This is a genomic window from Aeribacillus composti (assembly GCF_031760945.1).
Classification (GTDB): Bacteria; Bacillota; Bacilli; order Bacillales; family Aeribacillaceae; genus Aeribacillus; species Aeribacillus composti.
In genome coordinates this window covers 1858371-1877384 of record NZ_CP134501.1, presented here as the reverse complement: position 1 = coordinate 1877384, position 19014 = coordinate 1858371, and the positions used below count along the sequence as shown (strand labels likewise).

15 protein-coding genes are annotated in these 19014 nt (G+C 37.3%); 9 read left to right on the top strand and 6 right to left on the bottom strand.

Annotation, left to right across the window (positions count from 1 at the left end; translation table 11 throughout):
* Positions 1–374 precede the first annotated feature (374 nt).
* The 4 genes from RI196_RS09095 to RI196_RS09080 form a co-directional block, all read right to left on the bottom strand.
* Positions 375–1022 (bottom strand): SdpI family protein, encoded by a 648-nt coding sequence (locus RI196_RS09095; RefSeq protein ID WP_375338810.1) that lies wholly within the window; start codon positions 1020–1022, stop codon positions 375–377.
* Entirely contained in the window at positions 1022–1297 is a 276-nt protein-coding gene (locus tag RI196_RS09090) for an autorepressor SdpR family transcription factor (RefSeq protein WP_144598020.1), read from the bottom strand. Before RI196_RS09090 ends, RI196_RS09095 begins: the two co-directional genes overlap by 1 nt.
* Positions 1298–1621: 324 nt before the next feature.
* Positions 1622–3667: a methyl-accepting chemotaxis protein gene (locus RI196_RS09085; RefSeq protein ID WP_063389492.1), complete on the bottom strand. Its 2046-nt coding sequence runs from the start codon at positions 3665–3667 to the stop codon at positions 1622–1624.
* Between the two features lie 182 nt (positions 3668–3849).
* Entirely contained in the window at positions 3850–5070 is a 1221-nt protein-coding gene (locus RI196_RS09080; protein ID WP_063388609.1) for an IS110 family RNA-guided transposase, read from the bottom strand.
* Between the two features lie 616 nt (positions 5071–5686).
* Between RI196_RS09080 and RI196_RS09075 the strand changes: the two genes are divergently transcribed.
* The 6 genes from RI196_RS09075 to RI196_RS09050 all read left to right on the top strand — a co-directional run bounded on the left by RI196_RS09075 (position 5687) and on the right by RI196_RS09050 (position 11781).
* The gene (locus RI196_RS09075; RefSeq protein ID WP_311067340.1) at positions 5687–7060 is read left to right on the top strand and encodes an IS1380 family transposase; all 1374 of its coding nucleotides are present in this window, start codon (positions 5687–5689) and stop codon (positions 7058–7060) included.
* Positions 7061–7812: 752 nt separating this feature from the next.
* Positions 7813–8994, top strand: coding sequence for an IS701 family transposase (locus RI196_RS09070; protein WP_063388773.1), 1182 nt, complete (start codon positions 7813–7815; stop codon positions 8992–8994).
* A 178-nt stretch (positions 8995–9172) separates the two neighbouring features.
* Complete coding sequence (locus RI196_RS09065; protein WP_261308713.1) at positions 9173–9328, top strand: helix-turn-helix transcriptional regulator; 156 nt, start codon at positions 9173–9175, stop codon at positions 9326–9328.
* Positions 9329–9373: 45 nt separating this feature from the next.
* Positions 9374–9619 (top strand): hypothetical protein, encoded by a 246-nt coding sequence (locus tag RI196_RS09060; protein ID WP_237282932.1) that lies wholly within the window; start codon positions 9374–9376, stop codon positions 9617–9619.
* Positions 9620–10028: 409 nt separating this feature from the next.
* The gene (locus RI196_RS09055; protein ID WP_066247196.1) at positions 10029–10229 is read left to right on the top strand and encodes a hypothetical protein; all 201 of its coding nucleotides are present in this window, start codon (positions 10029–10031) and stop codon (positions 10227–10229) included.
* A 405-nt stretch (positions 10230–10634) separates the two neighbouring features.
* A protein-coding gene (locus RI196_RS09050) for an IS3 family transposase (protein ID WP_445206650.1) occupies positions 10635–11781 on the top strand; the annotation gives its coding sequence in 2 pieces (ribosomal slippage) (positions 10635–10906 and positions 10905–11781; 1149 coding nt in all).
* A gap of 172 nt (positions 11782–11953) precedes the next feature.
* Here RI196_RS09050 and RI196_RS09045 read toward each other — a convergent pair.
* Together RI196_RS09045 and RI196_RS09040 are read right to left on the bottom strand one after the other, a co-directional pair.
* Positions 11954–12850, bottom strand: a complete 897-nt coding sequence (locus RI196_RS09045; protein WP_311067289.1) for a protein rep — start codon at positions 12848–12850, stop codon at positions 11954–11956.
* A 952-nt stretch (positions 12851–13802) separates the two neighbouring features.
* The gene (locus RI196_RS09040) at positions 13803–16136 is read right to left on the bottom strand and encodes a transporter substrate-binding protein (protein WP_311067288.1); all 2334 of its coding nucleotides are present in this window, start codon (positions 16134–16136) and stop codon (positions 13803–13805) included.
* A gap of 272 nt (positions 16137–16408) precedes the next feature.
* On the opposite strand from RI196_RS09040, the gene RI196_RS09035 reads away from it, so the two are divergent.
* The 3 genes from RI196_RS09035 (at position 16409) to RI196_RS09025 (ending at position 18945) form a co-directional block, all read left to right on the top strand.
* Complete coding sequence (locus tag RI196_RS09035) at positions 16409–17455, top strand: aliphatic amidase (RefSeq protein ID WP_063389505.1); 1047 nt, start codon at positions 16409–16411, stop codon at positions 17453–17455.
* A 67-nt stretch (positions 17456–17522) separates the two neighbouring features.
* Entirely contained in the window at positions 17523–18641 is a 1119-nt protein-coding gene (locus RI196_RS09030; protein ID WP_311067287.1) for an AAA family ATPase, read from the top strand.
* A 28-nt stretch (positions 18642–18669) separates the two neighbouring features.
* Positions 18670–18945 (top strand): AmiS/UreI family transporter, encoded by a 276-nt coding sequence (locus RI196_RS09025; protein ID WP_311067286.1) that lies wholly within the window; start codon positions 18670–18672, stop codon positions 18943–18945.
* Positions 18946–19014: the final 69 nt, after the last annotated feature.

The window sequence follows — 19014 nt, the reverse complement described above, 5'->3', positions numbered from 1 at the left end:
ATCATGCCTATAATTATTACTGTATTTTTTTAATTAATATCGGAATATTCTTGCTTTTATTATATCGGTTAAAAAAAGATGGCATAAATATGGCTCTTTATCATCTTCTATAATAGAGTTTCTACCAAACTTTATATCAAATCTGCAAAAAACGTCAGTATAAACTGACTTTAAAACTTTCTCTTTATTATGATTTTTTAAAAGTACATAAAAAATCAGCCTATCTCGTTCCAATATCGTATCGTTATTCCTATTCATGATAAACAGAAAGAAAAAGACGGGATCTTTTTTGTAAATATTATACAAAATTCATGCTTAAAAAATAGAAGACTGTTGTTCTTGAATCGAACATACTATTCTTTCATTTTGCTCACTTACCGCAAACCATTCCGTTGTTCTTCCTGGAAATATAGGTAGGATTTAACAAACAAATATACAACCCCGATCAATGTAACGGCTAAAAACAAGATAAAACCCCATATTCCTTCAATAAATACCGTCAACATTAATGCTAATCCCATGAACACAAACACTTTTCCGCCTATACGATGCGTCTTGTTCCAAACTGTTTCATTCGCTATCGTCCAAGGTGTACGAATCCCAACGAAGTAGTTATGTTTGAGTTTAGGCATGTAGTTTCCTAATACAATGAATAAAACTCCGATTCCGATTGGCACAAATAAATCCACATCTACAGGAAACCCTAGGTTATAGGCTAATGTCACGATATGAAGAGCAATAAAAAAGATCACTAATACGTTGATTATTATGTTATAGCTCCCTTTAAATTTTTCATAGTTTGCTTTTTTCGGATCCATTTTTGGTAAAAGTGTCATTAACAATACGATTGAAGTCATAATGAAAGGGAGACTAAACGCCCCAAACCATTTGCTACTGTACCCATCCGCTTCACCAGCCGTATTCCAATGAGTGGCCACTTCATCAGGTAGATATGGGATCGCAATCAAACTTAACAAATAACTAAAAACCGTCAACATGACCACGAAGCGATTTGTTCTCATCATTTATCCCCTTCCTTTTGTAAAAAATCATAAAACCAACTCATTAAATCTTGAAAGACGGTTGTGTTTAACGAATAATAAATATGCTGTCCGACGCGTTGATCTTGAATCAAATCCGCTTGCTTTAAAATTTTTAAATGATGCGACACGCTCGGTTTCTGCATATCAAAATGGGAAGCAATTTCACCAGCGGTTAAATCCCCACTTTTCAGCAAGGAAAGAATCTTTCTTCTAGTGGGATCAGCAATGGCTTTAAACGCTTCGTTAAATAACAAAGAACGCACCACCTTTTAAAAAAAATAAGTAATATTCTATTTAGATATTTAGAAAATCATCTAATTACGAAACAAAAAAAATTAGATATTTAGATATTTTTCTAATTATAGAATATTCTATTTGCAGATAATTGTCAATGAGTTCGTAAAACAGGTTAAGTAACGAAGCCGTTGAAAAATCGAACCGTCTGATTTTTTCCTACACTCTATACCATAATAAACCACACCATTCATATTTTCATTTCTCCAGTTCAATTTGTTTTTTCTTCTTCTGGGAAAAAAAAAGCCGCTGCGGCGGCTTTTCTATATAAGCAATTCATATTTTTAGCGGGTTGCAGCCGCTACTTCCTCTAATTTTTTGGTGGAATTTGTCATGTTATTCAACAAATCCCTCAATCTCTTCAACGCTCCCGTCACCTCTTCCACCATGGCCAGCAGCTGCTCGCTGTTTGCGGCATTGGATTGAATGTTGCCGTGCATATTCTCAAATACATCAATCACGCATTGGCCGTTTTGAAACATAGTTTCAACCGAATCTCCCAGCTGGGCAATCTTTCTTGACGACTCTTTCGTAGCATCAATCAAATGCTGAATAGAATCGTTCGCATGCTGAATTCCCTGTCTGCTGCTTATAATAACTGACAATTGATTGTCATTTCCTTCTTTCGTACTGGCAATTTCTCGCTGAATATCCAATAAGATTTGAGCAATCTTATCAGTTGCCCTTCTGCTTTCCTCCGCCAGTTTTCGGACTTCTTCGGCCACGACAGCGAATCCTTTCCCCTGTTCTCCAGCTCGAGCGGCTTCAATGGCTGCGTTCAACGCCAGCAAGTTTGTCTGTTCCGCAATACCTTTAATTAGTGAAATAATTCCTCCAATTTCCTCTGAACTTTTGGCTAGCTTTTCGATTCGGCTGCCGCTTTCTTCTACTCCTTTGTAGATATTTTCTATTACATTCGTAATATTTTCCAACCCCCGAATACTGCTTTCCGCTAGACCCTTGGCATTGTTTGAGAAGTCTTCGAGCTCGGATGTCATGCTGGAAACATTCGTCAAGGTACGGGACATATTTTCCACGATTTCCCCGGCTTCATTCAGCTGCTCAGCTTGCTGTTGATTGTTGTGTGCATTATCTGTCACAGCCTTGGTAACCTGTTCCAATGTCTCCAGCGTTGTATCCATCTCTGAACGATATTCCTTCTGGGTCTTTGTGACAGCAACTAAATTGCCTTGGATTGCCGACAGCATTTCCCGGTACTTTTGTACCACTTCTGTAATTGCTTCTTGAATCTCTTTTAACTCTTTCGCTTTTACTTGCTCCCATTTTACTTCCTGCCCGTCCCCTGCTTCCCGCAGGACTCTAGAGAAAAATTTCAACGGCTTTAACACCGAGCGGATCACACCAAAAAGGACAAAGAGGAACAACAGTGAAAAGATAAAAATCGCCAGCATGATTTTATATCCAACCCCATTAATCAACTGCTGAAACTCCTGCAATACTTGGTTAGTGGATTCGGCATGCTGGAAATACGGGGCAGCATCTAACAAGGTATATAATACATAACGCACATTTCCATCCGCTTTTACCGGAACATAAGCCTCCACATGATTGTCCTTCAGGAAAATCCGAGTTTTTCCGGAAGAAAAGACTGACTGAACATTTTCGTTTTTTGCAGCCTTTCCTTTTTCCCACAGCAATCGCTGTTCTTTCTTTAATGTTTCCATCAATACGACTTGTTTGGGATCAAACAAATAAATTGCTTTCACTTCTTCCTTCTCTTGGATGTGACGGGCGAGCGACGATTCAAAATTGCTTACATCTAACGCCGATTCGACAATTCCCTTTCCATCAGCGCGGGGAATGGCCATAAACTTGAAAATCTCTCCGGTCTCTGCTTTGATCGTCAAGGTTGAAGGCAGCATCTGCTCTTCACCCGTCAGCAATTTGCGATATCCGTCCCAAATATCAAATAAATTACTCCCTAGTGCCGCTTTCTCTGTAGATGCGACAAAAATTCCATCTCGATTTGTCAGATAAAAATCTGTCATCCCTGTTTGCTCTGCCAAACGCTTCAAATCTTCGTTATGTAACGTTCTCCCCCGATCCTGCTCCTGCAATAAATAGGCTGCATTCAGCATATTTTTCTCCATCGACTGCTCAAGTTCAACTAAATTTCTGGAAATTTGATTCGCAAACGCCTCCACTTCCACCTCTAATTTTGTTTCCGCTTCCTTCCATACTTCATCAGTTATTTCATTCCCTTTTTTCTCTAAAGTGTTTCTTTCCAACCATAATACTAGAAACGTGCTGGACAATAACAAAAAAACAAAACCTGCCATTAAAGCAAAAAGCTTAGCTTTCATAGTCATTCCGTCATATCCCCCTTTCTTACCTCTAGTCAAGTATTTTTTATTAAATAATTTGGTTAATATAGATTTTATTTTGGAAGGAAGGGGGACCCCTTCCTTCCAAAATAAATTTTCGCATGACAAATAGACCTCACGATTTCCATTTTTTTCGTCAGGTCTTTGTGATATAATCTTACTTACGATTACTGATGCATTGTTGCCTTTTCGTAATCGTATTTCAGATTATGTGTGATAAGGTGATAAGCCGATTTCAAGAACTTATTCACGCATGCTATGGACGCAACTTTATGAGGTTTCCTCTGGGGTTGCGTTTTTAATTTATCATAATAATCTACAATATGATTTTGTGTGTTTTTCCGTAGTTGGATCATGGTCTGGATCATGTAAAATAGAATCTTTCTAAGTTTGTTATTTCCTCTTTTATTAATCTTGTCTTTATAAAAGGTATTCCCAGATTGATATCTCATAATATCAATACCGACGTAAGCATTCAGTTGTTTATGGTTTTTGAATCGTCGAATATCTCCTAATTCTCCAATTAAACGAACTGCAGTCGTTTCTCCGATTCCTGGAAATGAAATTAAAATCTGATACTCTTGTTTATCTTTCGATAATTTAACCATCTTTTGGACAAGTTGATCTCTTTTCTCCTTCAAGTCTGCAATCCGTTTGGCATAATCCCGCACTTGTTCACAGCGAATATCATCTTTTGAAATTGCTGGATACGCTTCTTTTGCTGCTTCGATTAAAGCGATCCCTTTTTCTTCAGCACGTGCCAATGATAAGTTTTTTCTTGTGTTGGCTTTTAAACGATTACGAATCACTGTTTTTGAACAAACTAACACATGATCCGGATGAGGGTATAATTGAACGACATTCAAAAATAAAGCAGAACGTTTACTGAATAGCTTTTCTAACTCGGGAAAACTCAATTGTAGAATCGCATGTAAACGACTATATAAATGCGTCATTTCACTACTTAATTCATCATAATATCTCGTCATTGCACGCATTTGTTTATAATATTCCCCTTCTTGATAAGTTTGTTCACGTTCAACTCTAAAGTGAGTTTTCGCAAGTTCATGAGCGTCGCTTTTATCTGTTTTTTGTCTCCTCATTGAAGCCATTTGAATATTCGCTTCGAGTGGGTTAACTCGATAATACATATAACCTTGATCACCTAAGAATCGTTCTAGTGGTTTTGAATATACGCCTGTTGCTTCAAAGACAATATCAGGTGCCTGTGCATCTTTTTGTGTTAAAGATATAAGGGTTTCGTTTAATTTCTCGAAAGAGTAGCGGTTATGGGTTATTTCACCCTCATATTCGCATTGACGATAACGGTCATAAATGACCATTGTACTTTTCCCCATACTGACATCAAATGCCACTACGTGTTTCATATTTTCTGCCTCTCCTTTTTAGCCAAACATAGAAGTTCTTCACATTGCCTTATTGATTCCATTTTCTTATACACGGTCTCTTCGGACCCAACATACTAAACTGATTCAAATAAGGATGTGAAGTTGGTCTGTTTTTAATACGGACTCTATTTGGTCCCAGGGGATGTTCGACCTTCCTTCACTTCTACTATAAAAAAATAGTAGCACAAACCTTGGCCTAGGTCTGTACTACTAATGTTAGTATGTTTTAAATCGACAAATGTAAAAAAACGGCTGTAGGTTTGTTTTTTAGGAAAATTTAAATCTCATATCTAGTTTTTTATTTATTATCATCAGTGAAAAATAAATCCAACGGCTCATCTTGCCGTATCCAATTCCTTTTTCGATAATTCTGAATTTTCTCACTTTATATCAGTAAAGCGGTTACAATTTGACCGATTGCCTATCGTTCAACTGCACGATCTCCCCTCGCTTTCGTTTTTAATAAACGGACATTTATTTAGATTTTTTAAATAACTTTCCTGAATCCGTGACAAAACATCTTTACAATGGTCGCAAACCGTTGATACGATAAGGGAAAACGACGTTGACGATTCTTCATCAAGTAGGTGATGTGATGAAAGATTTCCCGATTCGGTTTGTATTGACAGATGAAGCGATTACCCCAAGTGCTGGGCTTGCTCTCGTTGGCTACTTACTCCATCGAACGAAACTGGATAAACGGGTAAACGCACTTCGGCTTCCAACGGTTCGTCGAGAAGTGCACATTTCCCATAGCGATGTCATTCGCTCGATGATTGGCTTGCTTGCCACAGGAAAAACGGATTTCGATCATATCGAAGCGTATCGTCAGGACGATATCTTTTCGGCATCGATGGGGATTCAGCACGTGCCTTCCTCTCCAACCTTGCGACAACGACTCGATCAGCTCGCTTGTCTTCCGATGACCGAAACGATTCTTTGGGAGGAGTCCATACGTCTGTTGATTCAACGACATGCCACTTTGTCCCCTTGTTGGACCAAAGGAAAGACGACATGGCTTCCCCTTGATATAGATGGTTCCCCATTTGACAACTCCGATACGAAAAAAGAAGGAGTCAGTCGAACGTATAAAGGATTTGACGGTTTTACACCGTTGTTTGCGTATGCAGGGAAGGAAGGGTATCTCGTTCATGCCGAGTTGCGTCCAAGGAAACAACATGTGCAAGACAACATGCCCTCGTTTTTAGTCACCGCTATCCGTCGAGCTCGTCAATTGACTTCATCTCGTCTGCTTGTTCGCATGGATGCAGGAAACGATGCAGAAGCGAATGTGCACGTATGCCTAAAGGAAGACGTGGACTTTGTCATCAAGCGAAACTTACGCCGAGAATCGACAGCGCTTTGGTTCCAGATCGCTTCGCAAAAGGGCAAACGTGTCGATGATGGACAAAGCGAAGGAGTACAAACCTATGAGCTATGCCTTCCACAGAAGGCAGCGATCGATGGAAACACGTATACGTACGTTCAAGTCACCCAAGTGACGGAACGGACGATGGAACGCAATGGACAGCTGATGCTCGTTCCTGATTATGAAGTGGAAAGCTATTGGGTGCGGCTCAAAGGATACGAGCATGTTCGAATGAGCGATGTGCTCGCGTTGTATCATGACCATGCGACATGCGAACAGTTTCATAGCGAACTGAAGAGCGACTTAGATTTAGAGCGGCTTCCATCTGGGAAGATGAAAACGAATGCGCTCGTGTTGGTCATGGGAGCCTTCGTTTACAATCTTCTTCGTCTGATTGGACAAGATCTATTAAGCGATCCGAGACATCCGTTGCACCACAAAGTGAAACGCCGCCGCATCAAGACGATTATTCAGACGGTGATCACGATGGCAGGGCGACTCGTCCGTCGATCACGACAGATCTGGATGAAACTGACGCGAAGGAGTGGCTATAGCGAGCCCCTACTGAACGTCTATCAGAAATGGAGAGAGGCAAGATAACGAACGAATGTTCGGGCACTGATGTCCAACGTCACTCCCTGTGCTTTTTTGTCTATTTTTTTGGTTCGTATACCTAAAAAAGAGATTTGTTCCATTTTCGGAAATAGAGATGACATAGGTCATAAGCATAAAAAGGGTTTTATGGATTATCAATCCATCAAAATTACAACAAAATCAAAGTCGATTTCAATTCATCACGGATTCAGGTAACTTTCAAATTAAGGTATTATTTTACATATGTTTCAAAAAATGTTTCAGGAAAATGATGGATACATTTTTATTAAAGCGAAATGAGGAGGAGAAATCAAGATGATAAATAGAAAATTCCGACAAAAAAACAGAAAAAGGTACAAATATTTTTTTGAAGTATGAGCAGCTCTCTTCTCTGACAAATAAACATAGGATTGGAAAAAAAGAGTTTTTTTGGAATTAAAATAACATATTATTCCAAACATTTTTTAAATTTCCATTTAAGACCATTCAAATGTTGATTTTAAAAGGTTTAATGTGATCTACGTTAAAATTTCTGGAGCATGTTACGATGAATATAAAAGAAAAGGCACATCTATGTCCAAAATGAGTGGAAATGATTTTGTAAGCAATAAGGGTTTTATTTATATCTTTATTTAGTAACTGTAGATGAGCAAATTCACTAACATAAATTTACATCCGAACAAAAAAGGAGACATGAACCCGATTCCTTGATTAGAATAGATGTGTCACCAAACCATTCTCAAGGAGGTTCATGTCTCATGAATAGACTACCACATCACCAAGGAATCGACAAGTTTTTCGCAATGTTGGGGCTGGCCCTTTATTTCTCTAAGCCGGTCATGAAGCATCTCGTTCATATTATCGATGCGCTGACAACGAAAGGATTTGTGGGAACCTTGACCGATCTGCATCATGAGAGCTTTCATCCCAACCATCGAACGACACTGAGCCATTTTTTCACGAAAAGCCCTTGGGATGAAGAAATCTTGCTTCGCAAACTCCAGCAGTGGATGCTTCGTCATGTGGAACGAACGGCCAAGCGAAAGAATCACCCCATTTTTGTTTCGATCGATGATACGATCTGCCGAAAAACGAAGCCTTCGTCACAGGCGAAACACGCTATTGAAGGGTGTAATTGGCATTATTCTCACGCGGACAAAAAGTCGATTTGGGGACACTCTCTCGTCTGGCTCATGGTTCATACGATGACGCAAGCCTTTCCCTTTGCGTTTCGCCTCTACGACAAGGCGGATGGGAAAAGCAAGGGTCAATGGGCCATCGAGATGCTTTCTTCTTTGGATGTGCACGGTTCTGTTTATGTGCTGATGGATTCTTGGTACCCATCGAAAACACTCGTGGAAGCCTGCCTGAAAAAAGGATTCCACGTCATTGCGATGCTCAAGACGAATCGGGTTCTTTATCCAAAAGGCATCGCCATCCAAGCCAAACAGTTTGCCCGCTATATCGAACCGAACGACACCCATCTCGTCACGGTGGGAGAAGAGCGTTATCGCGTGTATCGCTACGAGGGAGCGCTGAAAGGTCTCGATGATGCCGTTGTGTTGTTGGCTTGGAAAGCCGATCAGCCGATGACACCCGAACATCTTCACTGCGTCTTGAGCACCGACCGGGAGCTAAGCGATGAAGAGATCTTGCGCTACTATGCCCAGCGTTGGTCGATCGAATGCTTTTTTCGACAAGCGAAAGACCAGCTGAAGCTCGATGGGTACCGCGTTCGTCAACGTCGGGCGGTGAAACGGTATTGGATCTTGGTGCAACTCGCTTATGTGTACAGTATGGTCGAATCCAACAGCGATTTCTCTACCGGGCTTGACTTCCTTCGAAAGAAGAAAGGACATAGCCTCGTGGAGTTTATTTACGATGCAGCGAAACAAGATATTCCCATTGATGTCGTTAAAAAACAGCTTCATGTGGCATAAGGGGTACTCCGTTTGTCTCTTTTTACATGGTAATTATTGTAATGAAAATTGCTCAACTACAGTTAGTAATATATTTAAATCACCTTAATGCTACTTTACGGTTACATACTGCAACTATAAGATTCTTTAAAAATACTTAAAACATTTTTAAAATATTTTAACAAGGAGTGTAATAACAATGGATTTTCATAAAATACTAAAAAAGAAAAGAATAGAAGCCCATTTATCACAAGAAGAATTAGCAGAACAATTAAACATAAGCCGACAATCAATTTCGAAATGGGAAAATGAGAAAGGATATCCAAATATTGAAACGCTCCTAAAAATAAGTTAAATATTCAACGTCACAGTAGATGAGCTTTTAAAAGGAGATGATTACTTGAAAAATAAAATAATTCAAGACAGTAAAAAGTTAAAATACCCAAAATGGAAATCTTTCTTCGATATTTTAACTTTCATAGGTTTGATATTCATAATTGCAAAAATAATTGTATTTATAATTACTAAAGTAACTGGCAACGAAATTGGTTTCTTATCAGGATCCATAATTTATTCATTCCTACCGCTACTTTTAATGATTATTGGAGCTATTGGTACTGATATATTAAGCAAAAAATATAAATGATGCTTTATTCCAATTGCTTTATTGACGTTGAGCCTCGGAACCCTTAACAATCCCAAAACTTGTCGAATGGTCGGCTTAATAGCTCACGCTATGCCGACATTCGTCTACAAGTTTAGTTAAGGGTTCTTCTCAACATCAATAAATTTTCTCGGCATAAATGCGTTTATTTGCTTTGTCTACTCAGTAGACCTAGTAGACCCGACATAAATAAATTTCAACATCCAAGAGCGCACTTACATACCAAAAATGGTATCGTGCTAAAACCAAAATTTACGTGTGATAATCTAATAGCCTTATTTTACATTTTAAAAGGCTATTTAAAGCAAACTTTAAAGATATATAGTTTATTACCTATATAATTATATTTGTTTCTTAAAACGTAAATATGAGCCAAATAAGAGGTGTTTTTATGACGATAAACTTTGTATTCACTTTTTCTGTATTTGATAAAACATCAAACGAAATTGCTGAGCTATGTAATATCCCTAACGACCAAAGAATTCAAAAAACAATTAAAATCATGAAAGACCAAAACATATCAGATATCGATTTTGAATTTCTTAAAATTTATGATTCTTATTTTGCAGATAATCCAGATATCAATTTTTAAAAAATCCAGTATCATTTTTTAAGACACTGCCCAGTTACATGCAAATTAAAATTTTCATGATTTTTTATAGTTCCTAACAGGGTTAAAATTTGTATAACGAAAGTATATTGTTTATATAACGTTAGTATAATAAAGCATTTTAACATTATACTTTTGATAATCGTTTATCGTCGTCATCACAATAACTTTTAAAATACTCGTGCATAATTCAACAGCTGACCTCCCAATAACTACATGGTGTTATCGGGAGGTCAGCTGTTAGCACTTATATCTTGTTATTGTTCTTCCTCGATTTCGTCTATCATTTTGTGATTAATTTCTCTTTTTTCTTGTTCTGTTAAGTCATAATATAATGCTCCCATAAGGTGAGACACATGAGCGTGATAAATAAGTTATAATGATACCATGAAAAAAAGAAACCGATATACCGCAGAATTTAAAGCTAAGGTGGTTCTTGAGGTGTTGCGTGAAGAGCAAACCGTCAATGAAATAGCCGCCAAATATGAATTAAGCCCAGTCATGGTCAGTCGTTGGAAAGCAGAATTTCTAGAACGATCCTCGATGGTCTTTGAAAAAGGCTCAAGCGAAGTGGATAAAATCCGTAAAGAATATGAGGCCAAACAAGAAAATTTAGAGAAATTGGTAGGTCAGTTAACGGTTGAAGTTGACTGGCTGAAAAAAAAATCTGGGCTCAAATAAGTCTGTTGACGAACGAAAGGCTATGGTCGAATTCAATCACCCATCGATCAGCATCAAGCGTCAGGCACAGTTATTAGGTATTCATCGTACTAGCGTGTATCGCCAATCAAAGGGGCAAACAGAAAGCTCAGAAAACATCATGCTCATGCACGAAATGGATATGCTTTATACAGCTCATCCCTACTTTGGCTACAGGCGCATGACTGCGAAACTTCGTGAGAAAGGATTTGATGTGAATCATAAACGCGTACGCCGTCTCATGCGCCTTATGGGTATACAAGCTATTTACCCAAAACCCAACCTTAGTAAGAGGCTACATGCCAAGTACTGCCGGCCTTACCTGCTCCGTGGATGGGAGATCACCCGTCCGAACCATGTATGGGGAGTGGATATCACCTACCTTCGTATGGGACGGGGCTTTATGTACCTGTTTACCATCATCGACTGGTTCAGCCGCAAAGTGATCGATTACGAGTTATCTAGTACGCTGGAGAAAGGATTTGTCATCGACTGTCTGAAGCGGGCATTGCGTCATGGTAAGCCGGCCATCATCAATAGTGACCAGGGCAGCCATTTTACAAACGCTGACTATCTCGGGCTGTTGAAAGAGTATGGCATCCAGGTATCAATGGATGGCAAAGGACGAGCAACAGACAATAGTCGTACGGAACGCTTCTTTAGAGCTTTAAAGTATGAATGTATCTATCTCAATGAATTCGAGAATCCTAAAGAGTTGCGAAAAGGCATTCGACGCTATGTTACGTTCTATAATACAGACCGACCTCACCAATCCTTGGACTATTTGACGCCAGCAACAGTGTACAAGCAACCTAAGATGGCTCAAGCATCCTAACCATCGAACGTGATGAGAGGCTTTATATGGAGAGACGGGCATGATAGGCTGTTTTAGCCATGCGATGTTATCTGTCCATCGCTCCAGCGCAAAAAATCGTGCCCGTAGAGGCTCCATGTTAAGCTTTTTTGCACACGCACCACATTCATAGCGAAAGGAGAGAATGGATAACTTAAATATTATCAATTTGTGTCTTGACAAAGGGGTGCATTACATAAAGTTCACTAGCTAAATACTCTTTTTGTTTCCAAATATAAAAAATTTGATAGATATATTCGGTTGGATCAATTTCTTTTAAATAATCTAAATCCCCATTTTTTAATTTCTTTTTAGCCTCTTTAAATAATCCTGAATAAACTAATACCTGTTTACCTTTAAGTGATTTATAGAATGCATCAAATACTTTTTGATTTATTAAATAATCACTATCTTTACCAGAATACTTAGCCATTTCATATAACTCTTTATTGTTATTTTGTCTTATTTTTTGAACTTGAACTTGTGTGATTTCTGAAATGCCCGTTACATCACGCCATAAATCTAACCATTCTTGTTGGCTAATATAATATCTCTTATCTGTGAAATACGATTTATTTACTGCAATTAACACATGAAAATGAGGATTATAATCATCTCTTTTTTTATTATATGTAATCTCTAACTTACGAACATAACCTTTAATAATTGATTTAACTTTTTTACGTTCAACCATTTTTTTAAAAGATTTATTATAATGTTTTATCTCATCTTCCAACTGTTCATTTTGTACATTAGGTGTCGTAAGCGTTAAAAAAATAAATTCCTTTTTCTCTTTCTGCTTAATATATTGCATCATCAAAGATAAACCCAACGCGTCTTTTCTAGCTTTTCTCCAAGCACAGACAGGACAAAATCGATTTTTACAAGAATTAGCTTTATATAATTTCTGTTTTTCTAAAGTTTTATCAGCTACAAAAGACAGAAATGTATTACAATCTTCAACTAAATCCATTTGATTCTCTCCAATGTGACGTTTAATAAATTTCTGAAACACTTGATTTCTTTGTTTTTTCTCAGTATACTTTTCCATGTTATAACACATAAAAACAACTTAGTTTTCACAAACTATGACAATAAAAAAAGTTGCTTTTTCCCCTTTCTATGTATGTTTTTTACTAGTCATTTAAAACGATACATTAATAGGTACGAAAAAGCAACTTTTTTTAGGTTCGTCTGAGACTCAACAGTATTGTTGTAAAATTTTGTTGTCCAAATTTGATAAATTAATAGATCACATATAACGAGGGGAAAAATGGTGAGAATGAAATAAAGTACGATATATTTATATTTGATACTGAAGTACACGGAGCGCCCCCCTTTAAAGAATGTCAAATTTCTCTTTTTATGAATGTTTTTCATTTCCGTATTCATGGGAAGTGAATCGATATAGATTTTGAATCTTAAGATATCTTTTTCCCAGCCCGTTGCTTCGTATACCAGTGTTACTTTTAACTTTAAACATTTGGTCCATGAGCAATCAACAGGGAATATAAGAAATGTTGCTACATCCATCATATAAGATAGATTCAATAAGATATACAGTAAAAAAGCTATTAAACTTTCATTAAAAAAAGATAAGAACCACCATTAGAAAAAAATATATTTTCGTTTAATTTTACAATTGATATATCAAAATTCAATGAATTTTCGGTTTTAATTTATCGGTTGTCATATTCGAACCTTTATAAGATTACAACAAACAAGCTGCGTTACAGACTGCTTATTTACTAATAAATGATAGCACCCCACTCATATGTATACAATTTATTATCATAATACTTAAACCATTAAGTCCATTTTCAAATTGAGGCTTTTGATCGTCCTTTTGGTAATATTTTTGATGAAAAATGTAGAGATCGCTTGTTGTTAAAGAGGAATGTAAGGAGAATGCAAAAACTAAAATAGAGTTTTTACATTGAAATTGAAAGAGAGCCGTGTAAAATATTACAGGCTCTCTATTTTCTGACAACAGCTGACAAAAATCAATTACTACTGTTTTTAAAATGTTTTTTGCGGATGTTCCATTTATTCATTTTTCGGTATAATGTGCTACGAGTTACACCAAGTATTTTCGCAGCTTCCGTCATATTTTTTGTTTCTTGGAGAACTTGCTCGATCATTTGTTTTTCCAAAGACTTTAGATTGCCAACTACATGAGATTGTTTTATTGTACTGGAGCTTTGGAAGTCTTCAGGCAAGTGCATAGGACAGATTTTCGTCTCATGAATTGCTAAAAGAAATGCCCTTTCCATCACGTTTTTCAGTTCACGAATGTTTCCTGGCCAATAATAGGACTGAAGCATTTGCAATGCGGAATCGCATAACTCTAGTGGTCCTTTTCCATAATACTGATGAAACTGGTGCAAAAATTGTGCAGATAAATAAGGGATATCTTCTAATCGGTGTCTAAGCGGAGGAATCTGAATAGTAAATACATTTAATCGATAATACAGGTCGGAACGGAAAGAACCTTGGTAAGCAATCTCCTCTTTTAGATTGCGGTTTGTTGCAGCAATGACCCTTACATTAACTGGACGTTCTTTATAGTCACCTATGCGAACAACTTTTCGCTCCTCCAACACTCTAAGAAGGCTTACTTGCAATTCTAATGGCATCTCTCCAATTTCATCAAGAAACAATGTGCCCCCGTTGGCAGCTTCAAACTTCCCAACGCTTCCACCCTTTTTTGAACCAGTAAATGCTCCTTCCACATATCCAAATAACTCACTGGCAATCAGTTCTCTTGGAATAGCACCGGCATTCAAAGCAATAAACGGTCCATTTCGGCGAGGGCTTTGCTCATGAATCGTTCTTGCCAAAACTTCTTTACCAGTTCCTGTTTCCCCAAATATCAATACATTGGCGTCAAATTGTGAGGAGATCGAAGCAATGCGGAGCTCTTTTTGAAAGGCCGGATTGTAAGTTGCTATTTTTCCAAAATGGTATTTTTCATTTGACTGCTGAATAGCTTGTCCTGATCTTTTCTTTATAAAAATCAAAAAAGCGTTGTACGGCTTTCTCATTTTCCTTTTCATTACTTCATAACCAATATCCAATAGGTTCGCTTCATCGAAAAGATCACCGGATTTAGCTTTCGTTATTTCAAAAGCATGGGGATTTACGTATAGTATCTTATCATTTTGGTCAACGGCGATAATTCCATCAGATACCTCTTTCCCTATTTCTTCGACTAAACCTTTCCATATATCTTCTTCATCTACAGAATCAAAAAGCGTATTTGTTAAAAGCGGTCTAGCAAAAATTTGTTTTTCCGAGCTCCAAACTATCTCAAACTGTCCATTTTCCTTTGCTTTTCCAATCCTCATTTCTCTTGACAAATGATGATTAGATTCTATTTTAATTTTTCCACTCGGTGATGAAAACTCTTTCTCATATAAATATTTTGTGATTTTTTTTCTTTCTGTAGATTTTAAATGACATATCGCGTCTAATACTATTTGAACCCCTATGTAAGTACTGCACATAACCGAGGAAATAACAGTATCCAACCCATATTTTTCTTTCATGCCTTTTACAAGTAAATCGTTTTCAGGAATATCTAATGACTGGAAATAACTAAAACAACTGTAATGACCAGCTGCATATTTTGGCCCCATTGCTTGTATCTCCAGCTCTGTTGTAATTGGGCTGATAATAGGCATTTCCTCAGGATTGAATCCTAATTCATAATACATTTTATAAAAAGGTAATATACTTTCCCCGACAAGCGTAGACAATATTGCATTGGAAGAAGAATGTTTAATCTCTTCCAAATAAGTCGAGAACTCTTTATGCCCTAATGGAACATATTTTTCCCCAATCACTTTCCCGTCCAATTCATATAACATCTCTCTAATTTGTTGATTCGTATATCTAGGGTAAACATAATCTTTTCCAATTAGGTAAACTTTTTTGCCAAATTGTTCAATCGTAAATTTAAGCAGTGAAGTGATTTGTTGATTGGGAATTTCTCCAACATAGAAAACATTTGGATGAATCTCCTGTCCTTCATAAAGCGCCGGATATATTAAAAGGCAATCGTATTGTTCAAGAACAGGTAAAATAGCTTTCCGACATGCGGACGTATAGCATCCTACAAAAACTTTTATCCCTGAACGCGCCATATCTAATGCTTGTCTATAGCTTTCAATTGGATCGGAACGAATGTCTCTTGCTTCAAAGGTAAAGGTAATATTTGATTTACTGTTGTCTATTTGGAATTTTTCAAGAGCATACACAGCTGCTCGATATTGGCCAATTTCTGTCAAGGAAGTGATGCCCGTTAATGAAAATAAAAAGCCGATGCAAATATTCATATAAATCCCTCTTTTGTATCAATTTGCGACAATGTATAAAAATTAAACATGCCTATTTCACTTTAATCTTATTATAAAATTCATAACATTTCAAATATTTCATCAACAATAATGTCGCAAAAGTGAAATCCTCCCTTTCCCTCCTATTCTAAAAATAAAGCATTTATAAATTTGGCATATTACTTGCAGTAAATATAAGCGAGAAAGCTGGAAACAAAACAATAGGCTACGTTTCCAGCTTTACATTCAATTATAGAAAGGAGTAATGAAAAATGAGACATGGGGATATCTCAAGCAGCCATGACACAGTTGGTATAGCAGTGGTCAATTACAAAATGCCTCGTCTTCACACAAAGAATGAGGTATTAGATAACTGTCGCAAAATAGCAGACATGATTGTAGGAATCAAAAAGGGACTTCCTGGTATGGACTTAATCGTTTTTCCAGAGTACAGCACTCATGGAATTATGTATGATGAACAAGAAATGTACGATACTGCCTCTTCCATTCCTGGAGAAGAGACTGCAATATTTGCCCAAGCATGTCGTGCTGCTAACACTTGGGGGGTATTTTCTTTAACAGGTGAAAGACATGAAGATCATCCCAATAAAGCTCCTTATAACACCTTGATTTTAATGAACAATAAAGGAGAAATTGTACAAAAATATCGAAAAATTATTCCTTGGTGTCCAATTGAAGCGTGGTATCCAGGAGACACAACTTATGTAGTAGAAGGACCAAAAGGAATAAAAATAAGCTTAATTGTCTGCGACGATGGGAACTATCCGGAAATTTGGCGTGATTGCGCCATGAAAGGCGCTGAACTTATTGTGAGATGCCAAGGCTATATGTATCCTTCAAAAGAACAGCAAATCATTATGGCAAAGGCTATGGCATGGGCAAATAATACGTATGTAGCTGTTGCGAATGCATCTGGATTCGACGGCGTCTATTCTTACTTTGGCCATTCAGCTATTGTTGGTTTTGATGGCCGTACATTAGGGGAATGCGGAACAGAAGAAAACGGAATCCAATACGCGGAACTGTCGATTTCGCAAATCCGTGATTTCCGCAAAAATTCGCAATCACAAAACCACTTATTTAAACTGCTTCACCGTGGGTATACCGGTTTAATTCAATCGGGAGATGACAGCCGCGGTTTAGCAGAGTGTCCATTTGATTTTTACCGCACCTGGGTGCTTGATGCAGAGAAGGCTCGTGAAAATGTAGAAAAGATTACACGCTCTACAGTGGGAACTGTGGAATGTCCGATAGAAGGAATCCCTCATGAAGAAATTGAGAAAACAACTGGAAAATGATCTTGATAAGAAGAAGAGGTCAGGTTCTAGGACTTGACCTCCTGATCGCTAATCAGGAGATGATGCTATGACATTTATAACATCTAAATTAAAGGATTTAAATGAGAATCGCCAGCAAAATTCTATATCATCTGATAACCATTCAGAAACTTTTAATTCTTCTTCTCCCTTAGTGACCCGATTTCGTTTTGAAGTCAACGAAGTAATTCAACACATACGTTCAAAAATTTGGGGACAAGATGAAGTGTTAGAAGGTATAGAAGAAATGTTAAATATAATTTGGACGGATATTACAGAAGAAAACCGCCCTTTGTATGTAGCCTTATTTCTTGGGCCTACAGGGGTTGGAAAAACAGAAATCGTTCGCGTACTTAGTGAAGCTATTTACGGAAATGCGGAGGCTTTTTGCCGTATTGACATGAATACACTAACCCAGGAACACTATGCTGCGGCACTAACTGGTGCACCTCCAGGATATGTAGGAAGCAAAGAGGGGAACTCCTTATTTCAAAAGGAAAAAATTGAAGGATCCTACAGTAAACCTGGAATTGTTCTTTTTGACGAACTGGAGAAAGCAAATGACCAAGTGATTTATTCCCTGCTTAATGTAATGGATAACGGCATACTCGTTATGACATCTGGAGAAAAGGTTATTCATTTTCGTAATGCCATGATCTTTATGACAAGCAATATTGGGGCAAAAGAGATTATTAGTTATGCAAATAAAAGTTTAAAATATAGATTACGTAAACTGCTTTGGTTTTTAAGCCCTTCCAATTTTGGAAAAACAGAACAAGATTTTCTCCGCTCTATAGTTTTTTCCCAATTAGAAAAACGATTTAGTCCTGAGTTTATCAACAGATTCGATGATATTTTTGTCTTTCAGTGGCTAAAACAAGATGCGCTGGAACATATTCTTGATCTCAACATTCAAGCTATTAACCGAAGAATAAAAAAATACAACTGCACACTTCAGCTCGAAGGATCTGCTCGTAAATTTTTGATTAAAAAAGGATTTGATCAGCGATATGGCGCGAGATTTTTAAAACGCACTATTCGAAAAAATATAGAAGTTCCTTTAGCTGCAAAAATCAGCAAGAGATTACATCAAGATCACCCAACCAAATTTATTGCAAAAATTAAGGACGGCAATCTCATCCTCTTTGAAACAGCACAAGAAAAGTGATAATTATTTCACTGTTTAGGGTAAGAGCATGGATAAAGTCGGTCTACTGTTTGTTGGTGCAGCATTATTTATCAATGGTTTAATGCTATTGGGAAAAGTCGATGAAAAAAGTGCGAGAGTGTTTAACTTATTTATTGGATCGATGCAAGTTATGACACCATTTTATCTCATTTTTACATCTACAGGAGATTCATGGATGATCTTAAACGCATCCGGCATTTTTCTTTTTGGTTTAACTTATTTATATGTATATGTAGGAATTTCGAATCTAAAAAACTTTAACTCTTCAGTGGTACTCGGGTAGCAAATCTTGCTTTAGGATACAGCTATATAAACTTTATTAAACTGCAAGATATAAAATTCTGTATTATTT